Origin of the sequence: Nocardiopsis sp. CA-288880, assembly GCF_050955985.1 — a bacterium.
GTDB lineage: Bacteria > Actinomycetota > Actinomycetes > Streptosporangiales > Streptosporangiaceae > Nocardiopsis > Nocardiopsis tropica.
Genome location: NZ_CP192105.1, coordinates 4,277,483 through 4,294,116 on the forward strand (window position 1 = coordinate 4,277,483; position 16,634 = coordinate 4,294,116).

Sequence of the window (16,634 nt, forward strand, 5' to 3'; positions counted from 1 at the left end):
GGGCGGTCCGGAGGCGGGCCCGGTGGGCGGCCGCGCCGCGGGGCCGGTCGCCGGTGAGGCCTCACGCCAGCGCCCAGACGAGGCAGACCAGGCCGAACCCGGTCGTGCCCAGGACGGTGACCAGCACGGTCCAGGTGCGCAGCGCGTCCGCGACCTGCAGTCCGAGGTAGCGCGAGACGATCCAGAACCCGGAGTCGTTCACGTGGGAGAGGCAGATCGCCCCGCAGCCGATGGCCAGGTTGATCAGGGCGATCTCCAGAGCGCTGTAGCCGCCCTCGGCGACCGTGCTCGCCAGCAGCCCGGCCGTGGTGATGGCCGACACCGTCGCCGACCCCTGGGCGGCTCTGAGCAGTGCGGCCAGGACGAACGCCAGGAGCAGCAGGGGGATGCCCAGTCCGAGCAGGCCGCCGGAGAGGGCCTCACCGATACCGCTCTCGCTGAGAACCTTGGCGAAGGCCCCGCCGGCCCCCGTGACGAAGACGACGATGGCCGCCGGGGCCAGGGCCCCCTCCATGACCCGGCCCACGGAGCGCATCGACCACCCGCGCCGCACCCCCAGCAGGTACACCGCCAGCAGGCAGCCGGTGAGCAGGGCGAACGGCGGGGCGCCGAGCATCGTCAGCAGGCCCAGGGCGGCCGAGCCCTCGTCCAGGAAGACGCTGCCGACGGTCTGGAGGCCGATCATGGCGATCGGGACGAGGATGACCGTCAGCACGCTGCCCGTGCCCGGGGGCGCCTGCGGCTCCGTCCTGGCCGGGGCCTTCACCGGGCCGCCGCCCTGGTCGGCGGGCCCGGCCCCGGAGGGCTCGGAGCCGCCGGTCCCGTCGCCGGGGTCCGCGGCCGAACCCTCCGAGTACCGGGCGAGCGTCTCCGGGAGCACCGTGTAGACGCGCCGGTTCAGCAGCCGGGCCGTGTAGTGGGCCACGAAGCCCACCGGCACCACCAGCGCACAGCCCAGGAGCGTGACCAGGCCCATGTCGGCCTCCATGATCGCCGAGCTGCCGACGATCCCCGGGTGAGGGGGCACCACCACGTGGATGAAGAGCATCAGGCCGGCGATCGGCAGGCCGATCGCCATGGGCGAGGGCAGCCTGGCCGCCCGCGAGAAGGCGTAGATGATCGGTACCAGGATGATGAAGGCGACGTCGAAGAAGATGGGCGTCGCGATCGCCGCCGAGGCGATCAGCAGGGCGGCCCCCACCCGCGCGGGACCCAGGATCCGGGCGAAGCGCCGGGACAGCGCGTCCGCGCCCCCGGAGTGCTCGATGATCGCCCCCAGCATCGCCCCCAGCCCGACCAGGAGGGCGACGTTGCCGAGCGTTCCGCCCAGGCCCTCGACGATGGTGGGGATGATCTCCGCGAAGGGCATGCCGGTGGCCAGGGCGGTTCCGACGCCGACAAGGATCAGGGCGACGAAGGCCGGCACGTGGAACCGGATGATGAGCAGGAGCAGGAGGGCGATCGACCCGAGAGCGATCAGTGTCAGCACAAGAGCATCCATAGGTGGATCCCCTCTCGTGTATCGGTGGGGCCAGCACGTTCACGGCCGGGTGTTTCCGGGCATGACGAGTGACCCCTACGGGCTTGGTGGTTCCGCCGACCGGCTTCCCCGGGTCCCGGAGCCGTGGTGCGGAGGGGGCGCGACGCGGCGGCGGTCCGGCTCGCGTGCGCGGTGCGTCGTGGGCGACGCGCGGTGTCAGTCGCGGTAGACCTGGATGACCTGGGAGTCGTCCCGGTCGAGGAGCCCGGTGGCGGCGGCCTGTTCGTAGGCGGCGCGCGCGGCGCGGGCCAGGGGCGCGGAGAAGCCGACGGCGTCGGCTGTGTCGGTGACGAGCGTGGAGTCCTTGACGAAGATCCCGATGGTGCTGGTGACCTCCTCGGCGGCCTCCGGGAGCATGCGCGGTCCGCGGTCCCCCAGCATCCAGGACGCGCCCGCGCCGCCGCCCACGGCCTCCAGGACCTCCGCGGGGTCCAGGTCCAGCTTCTCGGCCAGCGCGAGCGCCTCGGCGGCGGCCACGATGTGCACCGAGCACAGGAGCTGGTTGACCACCTTGTAGGACTGTCCCCTGCCCACCTCGGCGCCGCAGTCGCGCACGGAGCCCATGGCGGAGAGGACGTCGGAGCAGTCGGCGAGCGCGGCCGGGTCGCCGGAGGCGAAGAGGGTCAGGGCGCCGCGTCTGGCGCCGGCCACGCCGCCGGTCACCGGTACGTCCACCAGGCGGACCCCGACCTCCCGGGCCCTGCGCGCGGCCTCGCGGACCGGTCCGGGGCCGACGGTGCTCATGACCGCGAGCACGGCTCCGGGGCGCATGGAGTCGAGCGCGGCGCCGGGTGCGGACACCGCCTGGTGCAGCTGTTCGGGGGTGGCGACCATGACGAGGACGGTGTCGGCCTCCTCGATCCCCGTGAGGTCGGCCCGGGCGGGTACGCCGAGTTCGGCCGCGGCCTCACGCCTACGGGGCGAGGGGTCCACCCCGAGCACGGTGTGGCCCGCGCGGGCGATCCGCTCGGCCATGGGGAGGCCGATGGCGCCGATGCCGACGAACATGACAGTCGATTTCGGGCATGGCTGTGGAGCCTGTGTCGCGTTCATGTGTCTTCCTTCTCCCCCTCGGGGGTTGGGATCGCGCGGTCCCGGAGCTCGGGACCGCCCCCGGCGGGGCACGGATCGGGGTCCGGGTACGCGGGGTCCCGGCGGGTGGGGTTGCGGTGGGTCTAGTGCTCGTCCGTCATGTCGGAGCTCTCGGTGATCCGGCGCCACAGGCTGAAGTGCTCGACCATGGCGGCCGCGGCGGCGCTGCGGTCGTGCGCCTCGATCGCGTCGACGATGGGCGTGTGGACGGTGTCGGTCCGGCGGGGCTCGTCGGAGCCCACCGGCAGCTCCGCGGCCTCGACGCTCAGCGCCCGGGCCCGCTTCTTGGCCAGGACGTCCTGGAGGGCGAGGCTGATGCCGTCCACGAAGAGTTCGATGACCGGGTTGTCCGCGATGGTGAACAGCCGTTTGTGGAAGGCGTAGTCGGCCTCGTGCCCGGCCTGGGCGTCACCCGCGGCGGTCGCGCGGACCATGTCGTCGATGTGTCCGCGCAGGGCGGCGACGTCGTGGTGGTCGGCCCGGTCCGCCGCCTCCTGGACCACGGAGATCTCCATCATCTCCCGGGCCCTTTCGACGCTGGCGTGGTCGACGTGGCCGAACTTCGACATCAGGTCGAAGAGCAGCCGCACGAACGACGCGTCGGGCTTGGTGACGTAGGTCCCCGCCCCCTGGGTGCGCCGGACCATGCCGAGCACCTCCAGGCTCCCCAGGTTCTCCCGCACGGTGGCGCGGCTGTTCCCGAGGCGCTCGGCGAGCGCGCGCTCGGTCATGATCCGTGAGTCCGGACCCAGGACCCGCGCCTCCTGGGCGAGGGCGTCGACGAGCGCGTCGAAGTTGCTGTCCATGACACCTTCCATTGGCCTGACCAATGTGACTGAGGCTACAAGGAGGCGATCGAGGAGGTCAAGGGATTGGTCAGGCCAATATTTCGTCCGTGTTGCCGCGCCGCTTCGGGAGCGGGAATCGTCGCTCCGAACCGGCGTCCGCGCAGGTGGGAACAGACCCGCTTCGCACCGGGAACCTCATCCCTGCGCGGCGGTCGCTTCCGCGCAGCCCCCGACCGGCCCGCAACATCGCGCGGTTCGCCCTCGCGGACGACACCGTCCTCGGGCGCCGACTGATGCGTCCCGCCTCCTCCGGAGCTGCCCCGGCCTCCCGGACTACCTGGTCTCCGGGACCGGCCTGCGGTCTGCACGTTGCAACTGGCCAACCCTTGCCGGGGACGGCGGCAACCGGAGGGGGCACAGGGGCGTCCAACGTGGAAACCCCCTGCGTCGAGGAGAGTTCCGTGTCCCCTGTTCAGATCATCCGCACGGCGGCCTTCGCGCTGATCGCCGGGGGCGTGTCTCTCGGGCTGGTTCCCGGGGGCTCGTGCGGAGCTGGCTGGTGGCCGCTGGTCGACATGAACGCCTCCTTCGGATGGTTCGCCTACGAGGAAGTGTCCCGCCCCGCGATAGGGGCCGGCCTGTGCGGGACGACCATGGCCCCGGTGGGGTCGTGGGCGATCGCGTTGATCGTGGTCGGGGCGACCCTGCTGCTGGGGGCGTGGATCAACACCCCTTACGGGCCGCAGGGCAAGCCGGAGGAGAGCGGCAACCAGCCGCCCGATGCGACCCCGTCATGAGGTGGCCGCGACCGGCCGATGGATGGTGCGCTCCTCGGATCCGATCGCGGCGCGTGGGCCCGGGAGCTCACGGCGTCCCCTCGTCTCTCACCGGGTGGCGCCCGAACCCGTGTGCGGGAAGCTGGCGGCGGTCAGGAAGCGCCCGTCCTTGCGCTCCACCGTGAGCTCGCCGCCCTCGCCGGCCACGCGCTCGCGCAGGGTGGCGAGCCCGCCGAGCCCGGCGGCCGGGCCCTCCTGCGCGCCGTCGTTGACGATGGAGATACCGGTCCCGGAGAGGGTGATCCACACCCGTTCGGCCTGGGCGTGCCGCAGGATGTTGGTGGTGGTCTCCCGCAGGACCTGGCCGAGCATCTCGCCCGCGCGGGCCCGGTCCCCGCCCTCGCGGCGCACCTCCACGCGGATGCCGGCGGCCTCGAAGAGGTTCTTGGCGTTCTCCAGCTCCGCCGACAGGTTGAGCCTGCGCTGTGCGTGGGCCAGCGCCTTGGTCTGGGCGATGGTGTCGCCGACCAGGGCGTGGATCTCGCCGAGCTCCTCCTCCGCGCGGCCGGTGTCGGTGCGCACCAGCCTGCGGGCCAGCGCGGTCTTGAGCTTGACCACGTGCAGCGTGTGGCCCTGGATGTCGTGCAGGTCGCTGGCGAAGCGCATCCGCTCCCGGGCCACGGCCAGCTCGGCCTCGCGCTCCCGCGACTCCTCCAGCTCCGCGATCAGACCTGAGACCAGGTGGTTGAGGAACACGAGGGTGACCCCCACCACGGCGACGCTGGTGGAGTGGAGGGCGTAGTCGAGAAGAACGTCGAGGGCGTCACCGGGTGACATCACCATCCGCGCCACGACCACCGCGACGACGAAGGCGCCCAGCGCCACTGCCGCCGCGACCCGGCGCGGGCGCGGCAGCTGGAAGAGGACCACGGTCCCCACGACGGAGATGCCGAGGGACGCGGACGCGTCGTCCAGGACCAGCACACCGACGAGCCACACAGCCGCGGCCGCGACCAGGCAGAGGAGCGGGACACGGGAGGCACGGCCCCCGCTCCACTCCCGGGACGCCAGCACGGCAGCCGCCACCCCCACGCCCAGGACGACGGCGTGTACCGGGTTCTCGGCGTTGATCGAGATCAGGAGCGCCCCGATGGCGCAGAGCGACGCGAACACGATGTTGAGATTGAGCATGCGCAGCTGACCCTGCGCCACCTCGGTGCGCTCGGACCTCATGTGAGCCCTTCCGGGGATGGGACGGCGGAATCCGTCCCAGTATCCTTCCGGCTCCGCGGCACCACCAGTGACACCGCGTCATACCTTCGCCCTGAGCAGGACCGCAGGGCGCCGGCCGGCCTTCCCCTCCCGGTCCGGGCCGTCCTCGCGACGGCGATCCCGGAGCCCGGCCCTGCGCCGACTGCGGCCGGGGCCCCGGCTCCCCCACACCGCGCCGGGCCAGGGGCCGGGGTCGATCCACAGCCCCGCGCCCCGCCCCGCTCCCCGGGGTCAGCGCCGCTGCGCGCCGGAGGGGCCGCCCTCGACGGTGGCGGCGACCCAGTCCGCGTGCGCCGCGGTGTCGGTGAAGACCGAGGGGCCGACGCAGAGCGGGTCGGCGTCGAAGTCGCCGTCGCGGCTGACCAGCCCGACCAGCTCCCAGTCCCCCTCGCTCCCACGGACCATGGGGCCGCCGGAGTCGGTGGTGCAGGCCTGGGCCTCCTCGGTGGGGTGCTGTGAGCACAGGTCCCTGTCGGGGTCCATCGCGGCGCACCGGCCGTGGTCGACGACCTCGGTGTCGAGCTCTTGGAGGATGTCCGGTTTGCCCGCCTCCCCGAACTCGTCGAGCATCCCCCAGCCCAGGATGCGTACTGCGTCACCGGGGGCGGCCGACTCGTCGGCGATGCCGATGGGGGTCTGCTCGACCGGGGAGTCGAGCCTGAGCAGTGCCAGGTCGTTGTAGAGCAGGTACTCCGAGAGCTCGTAGGCGGGGTCGCCGCTGACATCGATCATCTCGAACTCGAGGTGTTCGACGACCTCGGCCACCTCGCGCTCGCTGCCGCCCCGCGTCTGGTCGGTGCTGCCCACCCGGACGGTGATCTGTTCGGGACCGGTGCAGTGCGCCGCCGTGAGGATCCACTGCTCGTCAACCAGAGAACCACCGCAGTAGTGCGCGCCGTTGTCGTCGTACAGGACCGCCATGAACCCGTACTCCTCGGTCGCGTCGACCCCACCGATGATCGCGCCGGCCGGGGAGGCGAGCGCGGTCGCGCCCAGGAGCGCCCCGGCCCCCGCCGCTCCCGCGAGCGCCGCCCTGCGGCCTCGTCCGATCCTGTCACTGTGGCGGTCGACCATGCCCGGCCCTTCGTCGTGGAGTGTGTGCCCGTGCTGTTCACCGGCACCGCCCACACTAGAAAGCCCTGTGCACAGGGACATCGGCCGCGAGGACTAGTTCCACCCCGACGTAGGGCGGTGTCCACGGGGGTCGGCGGGCGACGAAAGTTGCGTGGTGCGGTGACTCCGGAGTGCACACCTGTACGACGTAGATCACGACCATGTGCCGGACACCTCCGACGGCGGCGCCCGGCACTGCGCGCGGTCAGGACGGCTTCGCCCTCGCAGTCCGGGACGCTGCAGGCGAAGCATCTGCACGGCCGGTCCCGCATGCGCGTGGCCGCCGGCGCCCGGCTCACCTTCACGTGGTGCACCCCGGCCGTTCTGTGGATGTCTGCCCTGTTTTGTACGCTGCGTTACACGCCAACGGCGTACCCTGAGGAGATTTCTGAACAATTGGCCAGGTCAGGACAGCTTCGCGACGAAAGCTTCCGCCGGGCACGCCCGCGAGGCCACGATGGGCGATGACCCTGGGTCACAGGGTTTCACCGGCCCCCGGTAGGTGCCGCTCATTGAGCGGCGCCGGAGGCCGGACCGAAGGAGCGATGGTGAGCAACAACTTCCAGCTCGGCGGCATCCCCCACGGCTTCGCGTTCAACGAGAACGGCTCCCTCATCCACTACCGGAACGTCATCGCGCTGGCCACCCCCGGCGCCAACCAGGCGGGGGCGTGGGGCGACGTCTGGATCTCCTTCGCCTCGGACTTCGCCGACGTCAAGGTCCGGCTGGCCGTCCACGACGGCACCAGCTGGAGCGTCACGAACGTCGACGTCCCCCTCGGCGGGGGCCGCGTCGCCCAGAAGCTGCGTCCCGGCGCGCAGAAGATCAGCCTGGGCCGGGTCAAGAAGTCGGCCGCCGACTCCGTCGAGGACGCCCCGGTGGGCTGGCTCCTGGAGGTCTTCGGGCCGTGACCGGACCGGCCCCCGCGACGACCGCCGGAATTCGCCGACCGTCGCGGGGGCCGGCTTGTGTTCCGAACGCGCTGGTTCCGGCCGTGTCGGGACGGCCTGGGCTGAGCCGCCGACGTCTCCGTGGTCGCGCCCACTGGCATGTCCGTGCTCGTCACCACATGTCGCCGCGACCGGGCGGCCACCGAATGCCAGGACGGATCGCCCCCGGGCGAGGTGACCGGGATCCGCTCGTCCTGGCCGTGGCACACGTACGGGACCCGGCCCTGGGCGACATGGGCGGCTCAGGCCCGCGTTCTTGTACGACGGACCCCTTTTCACGGGGTGGAGTGGAACACGGCTTGCCGTGGCCCGCCTCAGGTGCTCCGAAGCGCTCCACCGGCAGCTGTCCGCACAGAACGATGGAGGGGTGAAAAGCTTTTCGTGCACCCTCGGAGGTGTGCCCATGTCCTCGCTGCGGCATCTGACCGACCCGGGGTCGACCTGAAGGCGATTCCTTCGCTGATACAGCCTTTCCGCGCCACTTCGGGAATACCCGCGGGGTTTCCCCGCAGGGCCGGTCCTCGGATGCTCCACCACTGCGCGGAGGCTCCGGAGAGCTCGGGAAAGCAATCGGCCGACCCGTCGCCGTCCACACGAAACCACCCGACGGACCTTCCGAAGACAGGAAAAGCCCTGACCAGTCCGGACACCACTCGGGGCGCGTGCGAGGATTCCCGCACCCCCTGCCACCGGAGAAACCGTCAGGCCGATGTCAGATCCATTCTCGTGCCCTTCTCCTCTGGCGGACTCTCCCCTGCCGTAGTAGAGATGTCAGCGGTGCGGCGGAACGGGACCGCGGCGAGGCCGACGACACGTGCATTGCGCGTGGTGAAGAAAAGGCATCCCCGCCGAGGAGCGCAACCGGGGTGTGCCCCAGAATGTCCAACGTGAAAACCCCCCGCGTCGAGGAGAGTTCCGTGTCCCCTGTTCAGATCATCCGCACGGCGGCCTTCGCATTGATCGCCGGAGGCGGGGCTCTCGGGCTGGTTCCCGGCGGACCGTGCGGCGCGGGCTGGTGGCCCCTGGTCAGCGTGAACGCCTCCTTCGGGTGGATCGGTTACGGAGACGCTCCCAGCATGGGGATGGGGACCACCGTGTGCGGGACGGCCCTGGCCCCGGTGGGGTCGTGGGCGATCGCGTTGGTCGTGGTCGGGGCGGCCCTGCTGCTGGGGGTGTGGCGCAGCACCCGGCACGGGTCGAAGGCCGAGCCGGAGAAGTAGGAGCCGCGCCTGGTCCGGCTCCCTCGTGGACATGCCGTCAGGACCCTCGCGTTCGTGGTCTCCCACGTGATCGGGGTCAGCTGTAGGCGTCGATGTGGAGTCCGTACAGTTCGGCGTAGACCCCCTCGTTCGCCATCAACGCGGCGTGGTCACCGACCTCCTGGACGCGGAGGACCCCGATCCCTTCGGCGCCAGGCGGCTGACCGCGGACGAGGTCTCCGCCCTGGCCGGGCGCACGGGCCTGGAGACGGAGGACGCGTTCGTCGTGGAGCGTTCGGCCGAGGTTGCGGCGGGGACCTAAGCCGAATGGTGGGTCTCCAGCGGAGGTCCGTGGAAGGCCGACGAGGTCGCGCCGGACGAGGCCGTCCGCGCAGTCACCGAGGCCCTCGGCGGCGCGGAGAGGCCGATGACCGTGTGCCACACCAGCGTCGTGGCGGTGCTGCGGCGGGTTCGGGGGAACGGCGATGCGTAGTGTGCTGCGCGACCGGCAGCAATGGGCGTCCCGGGCGATGGTGTCGACGGGGAGCGCCCCGGCGACCCTGGCCGCGCTTTCCGTCCTCCGCGAGGGGGGCACCGTCTTCGACTCGGCCGTCACCGCCTCGGCGGTCCTGACCGCGGCGCTGCCGATGGCCTCGGGCCCGGGAGGGGGCGCCGCCGCGCTGCTGCACATGAGCGGGGAGCCCCGGCCCCTGGCCCTCACCGGGTCGGGGCGGGCGCCGGGCAAGGCGGAGGCGTTCGCCGAACGCGGGTTCACCGCGGTCAGTCCGACGCGGGAGGGGCCCAGTTCCCGGTCCTCAGGAAGTCCCCCACGGCCCGGGTGTGCGGGGCGGGGTCCAACCCCTTCCCCCGCACCCACGCGTCCGAGTAGTAGGTGTCCTGGTAGTGCTCGCCCTGGTCGGCGACGAGCGCGACCACGCTGCCGGTCCGGCCCTCCCTGCGCATACGCTCGACCAGGCTCAACGCCCCCCACAGAGCGGTGCCGCTCGACGGGCCGACGGGGATCCCGATGGATCCGGCGAGGATCCTCATCGTGGCGACGCTGGCGGCGTCGGGCACGCGGATGACCAGGTCGACGAGCCCGGGGAAGAAGCCCGGCTCCATCCTGGGCCGACCGATGCCCTCGATCCTGGAGGGCATGCCCGTGGTGTAGTCGCGCGTGTCGGTCACCCACCCGGGGAAGTAGGCCGAGTGCTCGGGGTCCACCACGGCCAGCCGTGTCTGCAGGCCGTGCGCGCGGATGTGGCGGCCGAGGGTCGTCGCGGTGGTCCCGGTGCCGGCGCCGACCACCACCCAGTCGGGGACCGGGCGGGGCCGTCCCCGGAGCACGTCGAAGAGCACCCCCGGCGGACCGCTCTGTGTGCGCCAGTCCATGGCTTGTTCGGCGAGCGCGAAGTGGTCGATGTAGGCGCCCCCGCGTTCGGCGGCCAGGTCCCGTGCCTCCTCGTAGATTCGCGGGGGGCGGTCGACGAAGTGGAAGCTCCCGCCCTGGTCCCTGATCCGCGCCAGCTTGTCCTCGCTCGTCTTGCGGGGCAGGACGGCGACGAAGGGCAGGTCCAGGAGTGCGGCGAAATGGGCTCCCGCGACGGCCGCGTTGCCGCTGGTCGCCTGGACGACGGTGCTGTGGGGGCCCAGCTCCCCGTTGAGGACCAGGTAACCGAGCAGCGCGCGCATCATCGGATGCTTGAGGCTTCCGGTGGGATATCCGGACTCGTCCTTCAGGTACAGGTCGACGCCCCAGCTCTCCGGGATGGGGCACCGGTACATGGTGCGGGAGACCTGCGCGGTGCGCCGTGCCTCCCCGGACAGCCTCTCCAGCGCTTGTCGCGCCCACTCGCGGTCGCTCCGGGACCGCCTGTCACCGGCTTCCAGCCCGTCGTGGTCGGTCACTGCCTCGTCTCTCCGTTTCCTTGGTGGAGGAGCGGCGGGCACGCGTCCTCCGCGGAGGACGCGTGCCCCGGGGCGGGGGCCGTGCTTCCGCCCCCGCGTGCCGCCTTTTCCCTCCGGGCCGTTATTCCTTGACGTGCAGGGGGAGCGACCTGACCCCGAAGACATCGGGGCGCCTCTGGAAGACCGGCTCCCCGCACTCGATGGTGCCGTAGCGGTCCAGGAGGCGGTTGAACAGCGTTACCGCCTCCATCCGGGCCAGCGGGGCCCCCAGGCAGTAATGGATGCCGTGGGAGAAGGTCAGGTGGGGAACGGAACCGCGGTCCAGGAGGAAGCGGTCCGGGTCGGGGAAGCGCTCGGCGTCGCGGTTGGCCGAGAGGACCCAGCTGACGACGATGCGCCCGGCGGGGACGGGCACCCCGCCGATCTCGGTGTCCCGTTTGGCCAACCGGTACTGGAAGACCACGGGGGGCCGGTGGCGCAGGGTCTCCTCGACCGCCGCGGGGACCAGGGACCGGTCCTCGCGCAGCCGCGCCATGGCCCCGGGCTCCTCCTGGAGGCAGAGCAGGGCGTTGCCCAGGAGCAGGGTGGTGGTCAGGTGGCCGGCCAGCAGGAGGAACGCCGAGAAGTTGACGGCCTGGTCGTCGGTCAGCCGCTCGCCGTCCTGTTCGGCGGCGACGAGGCGGCTGATGAGGTCGCCCCGGTCCTTCCCCCTCCGGTCGCGGACGTGGGAGAGGAGGTAGTCGCGCATCATGTTCAGCCGCCTGGCCCGTTCGGCGGGCTGCGGGCCGTCGCCGAGTCGGCCGACCCTGACCTCCTGGACGTCGGGGAGCAGCAGTTCGGCCCAGCTGCGGAACAGGTCCTGGTCCTGGCTGGGGATGCCCAGGAGCTCGGCGATGACCGTGACCGGCAGGGGATAGGCGATGTCGGAGACCAGGTCGATCTCGGTGCGGCCGTCCAGGGAGTCCAGGAGCTGGTCGGTGACCTCGCCGATCCGCCCTTCCAGGCCGGCGACCGTGCGGGGGGTGAACGCCTGGCTGATGAGACCGCGCAGGCGCCCGTGGAAGGGCGGATCGGTGACGGAGAGCGCACCGGAGCTGAAGTCGGGGGAGCCTGGGTCCGGCGGCGGGGCGAGGGCGCTGAAGTCCGAGGAGAACAGGTCTGGTTCGGAGAGGACTCGCACGGCGTCGGCGTGGCGGAAGACGTGGAAGGATCCCGTCTCCTCGTCCGCCCAGACGGGCGTGTGCTCACGTCGGCGTCTGAGCCAGGCCAGGAGTTCGTGTCCGTCACCGACCTCGTGGGGAGGGCCGCCGGCCACCGGTTCGTCGGACTGTGCTGTCATCGTCGTCTCCTTCTGCGGATCCGGGCGGGACGTCAGGCCGGTGTGACGTCGAGGGGCAGTGACTTGACGCCGAAGATGTCGGGGCTGCGCTCGTAGTAGACGGGGTCGCCCAACGACCAGTCGGAGTAGCGGTCGAGCAGGCGTTCCATCACCAGGCGCGACTCCATCCGTGCCAGGGGCGTTCCCAGGCAGAAGTGGATGCCGTGGCCGAAGGTCAGGTGGCCGGTGGTCGCGCGGTCGAGGTCGAAGCGGTCCGGGGAGGCGAACTTCTCCGGATCGCGGTTGCCCGCCAGGAGCCACGTCACCACGGGCCGCCCGGCCGGGACGTGTACGCCGCCGATCTCGGTGTCCTGCTTGGCCAGCCGGTACTGGAAGATGACGGGCGGCCGGTGGCGCAGGGTCTCCTCCACCGCTGCGGGGACCAGGGAGCGATCGCCCCGCACCCGCGCCAGGGCGTCGGGGGCGTCGGCGAAGGACAGCAGCGCGTTGCCCATCAGCAGGGTCGTGGTCAGATGTCCTGCCAGGAGCAGGAAGTTGAGGAAGCCGACGACCTCGGTGTCCTTCAGCCGCTCGCCTTCGACCTCGACCGCCACCAGCCGGCTGATCAGATCGCCCCGGTCGTTGTTCCTGCGGTCCTCCACGTGGGAGAGCAGGTAGTCCCGCATCTCCTTCATCTGGTCGACGATGTCGCTGGAGATGTCGCCCTCGGGGATCGCGCCGACCGGCAGCTCGTAGTTGCTGGCGAGCAGGGCCTCGCCCCACTGGCGGAACAGGTCGCGGTCCGAGGCCGGGATGCCCAGCATCTCGGCGATGACGATGACCGGCAGCGGATAGGTGATCGAGGAGACGAAGTCGAACCGGTCCTGTCCGGCCACCGACTCGAACAGCTCGTCGGCGAGTTCTGCCACGCGGGGCTCGAGACGGGCGATGGACCTGGGCGTGAAGCCCTGGCTGACCAGCTTCCGCAGCTTGCCGTGCATGGGAGGGTCCGTCATCGTCAGCACGCCCTCCATGAAGTTGGGGACGTCCTCTCCGAAGTCGGGGGTGAGTTCGCCGAAGTCCGACCCGAACACCTCGGGTGTGGAGAGCACGGTCTGGATGTCGTCGAAGCGGAAGACGTGCGCGCCCTGCGTCTCGTCGTCCAGCCACACGGGGTGGTGCTCGCGCATGCGCCTGCACCACGCGATCAGGTCGACGCCGTCACCCACCCCCGTCGGTGGGCGCTTCGCTTCGAAGGTGTCGGACATGGGAGTGCTCCTCGCCTAGGGGAACCGCGTCCGGACAGAGGTTAGAGGTCTCCTCCGGCGCAACCGGCCCTTTGTCAGGAAGCTGCAACCGTCAATGGGTGACTTGTCCGCAATTGGCCTTGGAGTTGCAGCTTGCTGCCTCATTACCGACATATGCCTTTTCTCTCCCTAGCCTGACCACTGGATCCCGCTCCAGCGCCGTCAGGCGCCCCGCAATGTTCCGGAGGTGAGCCGCTGGTGTCCCGACAACCGGGAAAGGCCCAGTCGGAGGGCCGTGCCCCGACACACGTGGCCGCCAATCTGGCCCTGGACGCCCGTGTGGCGCGCATGGCACGCGAGGGCTCCGACATCCTGCACCTGGGGTTCGGCGAGGCCCGCCTGCCCTTCCACCAGCACCTGGCCGACCGGCTGGCACAGGGAGCCTCCCGCACCTCCTACGGACCGGTGGCGGGCGACGCCCGGGCCCGGGACGCGGCCGCGGCCTACTTCCGGCGTCGCGGAGTGCCCTCCGAGTCCGGGCAGATACTCTTCGGGCCCGGCAGCAAGGCGCTGTTGTGGGCGCTCCTCCAAGTGGTGCCGGGCGACGTGGTGCTCCCCCGGCCGTCCTGGCTGACCTACCGCTCCCAGGCCGTCCTGTCCGGCAAGCGCGTGGTCTGGGCGGACGTCCCCCCCGGCCTCGGCGGCCTTCCCGACCCGGCGGAGCTGTCCCGGCGCCTGCGAGACGCGCGCTCCGCGGGGGCCGACCCCCGCGTGCTCGTGCTCACCCTCCCCGACAACCCGACCGGTGTCGTCGCGGGCCGCGAGGAGACCGAACGGGTGTGCCGGATCGCCGAGGAGGAGGACCTCCTCGTGGTCTCGGACGAGATCTACCGCGACGTCATGGCGGTGGACCCCGCCGCGCAGGCGAGCCCCGCCGAGTTCTGCCCGGAGCGGGTCCTGGTCACCACCGGACCGAGCAAGAGCCTGGGACTGGGCGGATGGCGCATCGGCCTGGCCCGCTTCCCGGACGGCCCCCTGGGCTCGGACCTGTTCCACCGGGTGGAGGCCGTTGCCAGCGAGGTGTGGTCGACCACCGCCGGCCCCCAGCTGGAGGCCGCCGAGTACGCGCTGTCGGAGCCGCCCGAGATCGTCTCCTACCGTGCCAGGGCGGCACGCCTGCACCGGACGGTCACCGAGGCCGTGTACCGGATCGTCCGCCGGACGGGGGCCGACGCACCGCGTCCCGACGGCGCCTTCTACGTCTACCCCGACTTCGAGGCCTACCGCGACGAGCTGGCCCTGCACGGGGTGGTCGACTCCCCCTCGCTGGAGGCCCACCTGCTGGAACACCACGAGACCGCCGTGCTCGGCGGACACCACTTCGGGGACGACCCCCGCCTGCTGCGCTTCCGTGCCTCGACCAGCCTGCTGTGCGGCACGACCGAACAGCGGCGGCGCCACGCCTTCGACTCCGACGAGCCCCTCCTGATCCCCCACGTGTCCTCCGCCCTGGCCCGCGTGGAAGACGTGTTCACGAAGCTGACGACCTGATCGACAAGCCCTTCCGTGCCCGCGGACCGGGCACCGGAGCACCGAGGAGAGATCTCGATGGAACCGACGGCCGGAGGCCGACCGGAGCATCGCGGCGCGGTGAGCGTCCACCCGACGAGCGGCCATGAGGAACGAGCGGCCCGTGACCTGGCCGCACTGGAGGACTGGCTTCGCGAGGCCGTCGGCCGGCCCTCGCCCCGCATCGGACGCTCCGGTGCCGTGTGCCCCTTCACGACCCCCGCCCTCAGGGCCGGCGCCCTGGACTCCGTCCTGCGCTACGACGTGGACGGCAGCTCGCCCGACCTGGTCCGGACGGTCGTGTACGAGGCCATGCGCTCGTTCACTGCCCGTCACCGCAAGGAGGGCGAACCCCTGAAGGGGACCCGCCTGGAGTGCGAGGTGGTGGCCTTCCCCCTGATCGGCCCGGCGCACTGGTCGGTGATCGACAAGGTGCACCCGGAGCTGAAGGACGTCGCCGTGGAACTGGGCCTCATGCTCGGGCAGTTCCATCCGGCGTGCGACGAGCGGGCGGCGCGCAACCCCCTGTTCCCCGTGGCCCGCTCCCCCTACCCCCTCTTCGCGATCCGCTTCATGGCCCCGCACGACGTCCTCTTCCTCAACGGGGAGCGCCGATGGTTCGAGCGGTACCGGGAGAACTTCCCCGAGGAGGCCGCGGGCGCGTTCAGGGACCCCTTCATGCGCGGCCTCGCCGCCGAGGCCTCCCGCAGGTTCGCACCGTCGCCGGTCGGGACGCCGCGGGGCCGGGGAGGGGAGCGCCGGTGAACCCCTCGACGAACACCGGCCCCGCCTCCTCCGGCGGGTCGGCGGCGCACGGAGCTGCGGTGGAGTGTCCCGGCTCCGAGACCGACACCATGCGGTCGATGCTGTACGGCCAGCTCCTCAGCAGCGCCCTGTACACCTGCTGCGAGCTGGGAGTCGTGGATCTGCTGGGCGACCGTCCCCGGACCGCCGGGGAGCTGGCCCGGGCGTGCGGGGCGCACGAGCCCTCGCTGCGGCGGCTGCTGCGGTCGCTGGCCGCCTTCGGTGTGCTCGCGGAGTCGCCCGACGGCATTTTCGCGGTCACACCGCTCGGAGCGACGCTGGACTCCCGCTCCCCCGCCTCGCTGCACTCCACCGCGCTGTTGGCGGGACGCGCCGTGGGCGCGGCGTGGAACGGTATCGGCCACACCGTCCGCACCGGTGAGCCCGCGTTCCCCCACGTCCACGGCGAGGGTTTCTTCGACCACCTGGACGCCCGACCGGAGCTGCGGGCCGCCTTCGACACCTCCCAGGAACGCGACGTCGACCGCGAGTGCGAGGCGATCCGCGCGGCCCTCGGCGACATCCTCGACGGCACCGTCGTCGACGTCGGGGGCGGGGACGGTGCCCTCCTGGCGCACCTGGCCGACGCCCGGCCCGGCCTGTCCGGTGTCCTGGTGGACCTGCCCGCCGCCGCGGCGGCGGCCGAACGACGCATGCGCGAGCGGGGGCTGGCCGACCGCTGCGTCACCGTCCCGGGCGACTTCTTCTCCCCCCTCCCGGAGGGCGACGTCTACCTGCTGCGCGAGATCCTGCACGACTGGGACGACGCCTCGTGCCTGCGCCTGCTGCGCAACTGCCGCCGGGCCATGGGGCCGCGCTCCCGCCTGGCGGTCGTCGAGCTGCTCTACGGCCGCGAGCCCGGTGAGGACCGGACGCTGCCGGCGCTCATGGACCTGTACATGATGTCGCTCTTCTCCGGAGGCGAGCGCGACACCGAAGGATTCCACTCCCTGATCACGGCCGCCGGACTCACCCTGGAGGCGGTCCGCCCCCTCGGCGGCGGCAAGGCCCTCCTGCTGTGCCGTCCCGCGGATCGGCGTTCCTGAACGGAGTCACCC

Annotated in this window: 15 protein-coding genes and 1 pseudogene; 8 read left to right on the forward strand and 8 right to left on the reverse strand. The window is 71.9% G+C overall.

Features of this window, described 5'->3' with window-relative positions:
• Nucleotides 1–61: 61 nt before the first annotated feature.
• The 3 genes from ACQPYD_RS18950 to ACQPYD_RS18960 form a co-directional block, all read right to left on the reverse strand.
• The gene (locus ACQPYD_RS18950; RefSeq protein WP_433696920.1) at nucleotides 62–1,501 is read right to left on the reverse strand and encodes an SLC13 family permease; all 1,440 of its coding nucleotides are present in this window, start codon (nucleotides 1,499–1,501) and stop codon (nucleotides 62–64) included.
• Nucleotides 1,502–1,696: 195 nt separating this feature from the next.
• A complete protein-coding gene (locus ACQPYD_RS18955; RefSeq protein ID WP_433696921.1) occupies nucleotides 1,697–2,593 on the reverse strand; it encodes an NAD(P)-dependent oxidoreductase in 897 nt (298 codons plus the stop codon).
• Nucleotides 2,594–2,715: 122 nt separating this feature from the next.
• Entirely contained in the window at nucleotides 2,716–3,438 is a 723-nt protein-coding gene (locus ACQPYD_RS18960; RefSeq protein ID WP_433696922.1) for a FadR/GntR family transcriptional regulator, read from the reverse strand.
• Between the two features lie 443 nt (nucleotides 3,439–3,881).
• On the opposite strand from ACQPYD_RS18960, the gene ACQPYD_RS18965 reads away from it, so the two are divergent.
• Complete coding sequence (locus tag ACQPYD_RS18965; protein ID WP_433696923.1) at nucleotides 3,882–4,217, forward strand: hypothetical protein; 336 nt, start codon at nucleotides 3,882–3,884, stop codon at nucleotides 4,215–4,217.
• An 87-nt stretch (nucleotides 4,218–4,304) separates the two neighbouring features.
• On the opposite strand, the gene ACQPYD_RS18970 is transcribed toward ACQPYD_RS18965, so the two are convergent.
• Both ACQPYD_RS18970 and ACQPYD_RS18975 read right to left on the reverse strand, forming a co-directional pair.
• Complete coding sequence (locus ACQPYD_RS18970; protein WP_433696924.1) at nucleotides 4,305–5,429, reverse strand: sensor histidine kinase; 1,125 nt, start codon at nucleotides 5,427–5,429, stop codon at nucleotides 4,305–4,307.
• 270 nt (nucleotides 5,430–5,699) lie between these two features.
• Nucleotides 5,700–6,542: a S1 family peptidase gene (locus ACQPYD_RS18975; RefSeq protein WP_433696925.1), complete on the reverse strand. Its 843-nt coding sequence runs from the start codon at nucleotides 6,540–6,542 to the stop codon at nucleotides 5,700–5,702.
• A gap of 587 nt (nucleotides 6,543–7,129) precedes the next feature.
• On the opposite strand from ACQPYD_RS18975, the gene ACQPYD_RS18980 reads away from it, so the two are divergent.
• From ACQPYD_RS18980 to ACQPYD_RS18995, 4 genes and pseudogenes are all read left to right on the forward strand, one after another.
• Complete coding sequence (locus ACQPYD_RS18980) at nucleotides 7,130–7,492, forward strand: hypothetical protein (RefSeq protein WP_433696926.1); 363 nt, start codon at nucleotides 7,130–7,132, stop codon at nucleotides 7,490–7,492.
• Nucleotides 7,493–8,448: 956 nt separating this feature from the next.
• Entirely contained in the window at nucleotides 8,449–8,751 is a 303-nt protein-coding gene (locus ACQPYD_RS18985) for a hypothetical protein (RefSeq protein WP_433696927.1), read from the forward strand.
• Between the two features lie 145 nt (nucleotides 8,752–8,896).
• Nucleotides 8,897–9,052 carry a hypothetical protein gene (locus ACQPYD_RS18990; RefSeq protein WP_433696928.1) on the forward strand — a complete coding sequence of 52 codons (156 nt, stop codon included), beginning with the start codon at nucleotides 8,897–8,899 and terminating at the stop codon, nucleotides 9,050–9,052.
• Nucleotides 9,053–9,260: 208 nt separating this feature from the next.
• Nucleotides 9,261–9,473: pseudogene (locus ACQPYD_RS18995) on the forward strand (gamma-glutamyltransferase); the annotation flags it as partial.
• 37 nt (nucleotides 9,474–9,510) lie between these two features.
• Here ACQPYD_RS18995 and ACQPYD_RS19000 read toward each other — a convergent pair.
• From ACQPYD_RS19000 to ACQPYD_RS19010, 3 genes are all read right to left on the reverse strand, one after another.
• A complete protein-coding gene (locus ACQPYD_RS19000; RefSeq protein ID WP_433696929.1) occupies nucleotides 9,511–10,638 on the reverse strand; it encodes a pyridoxal-phosphate dependent enzyme in 1,128 nt (375 codons plus the stop codon).
• A 121-nt stretch (nucleotides 10,639–10,759) separates the two neighbouring features.
• Nucleotides 10,760–11,977 (reverse strand): cytochrome P450, encoded by a 1,218-nt coding sequence (locus ACQPYD_RS19005; protein WP_433696930.1) that lies wholly within the window; start codon nucleotides 11,975–11,977, stop codon nucleotides 10,760–10,762.
• 32 nt (nucleotides 11,978–12,009) lie between these two features.
• Nucleotides 12,010–13,224 (reverse strand): cytochrome P450, encoded by a 1,215-nt coding sequence (locus ACQPYD_RS19010; protein WP_433696931.1) that lies wholly within the window; start codon nucleotides 13,222–13,224, stop codon nucleotides 12,010–12,012.
• A gap of 237 nt (nucleotides 13,225–13,461) precedes the next feature.
• On the opposite strand from ACQPYD_RS19010, the gene ACQPYD_RS19015 reads away from it, so the two are divergent.
• The 3 genes from ACQPYD_RS19015 to ACQPYD_RS19025 are packed head-to-tail and all read left to right on the forward strand — an operon-like array spanning nucleotide 13,462 to nucleotide 16,622.
• Nucleotides 13,462–14,754, forward strand: coding sequence for a pyridoxal phosphate-dependent aminotransferase (locus ACQPYD_RS19015; protein WP_433696932.1), 1,293 nt, complete (start codon nucleotides 13,462–13,464; stop codon nucleotides 14,752–14,754).
• Nucleotides 14,755–14,811: 57 nt separating this feature from the next.
• Entirely contained in the window at nucleotides 14,812–15,537 is a 726-nt protein-coding gene (locus tag ACQPYD_RS19020) for a DUF6875 domain-containing protein (RefSeq protein WP_433696933.1), read from the forward strand.
• Nucleotides 15,534–16,622: a methyltransferase gene (locus tag ACQPYD_RS19025; RefSeq protein ID WP_433696934.1), complete on the forward strand. Its 1,089-nt coding sequence runs from the start codon at nucleotides 15,534–15,536 to the stop codon at nucleotides 16,620–16,622. The genes ACQPYD_RS19020 and ACQPYD_RS19025 overlap by 4 nt, the downstream gene beginning before the upstream one ends.
• Nucleotides 16,623–16,634 lie beyond the last annotated feature (12 nt).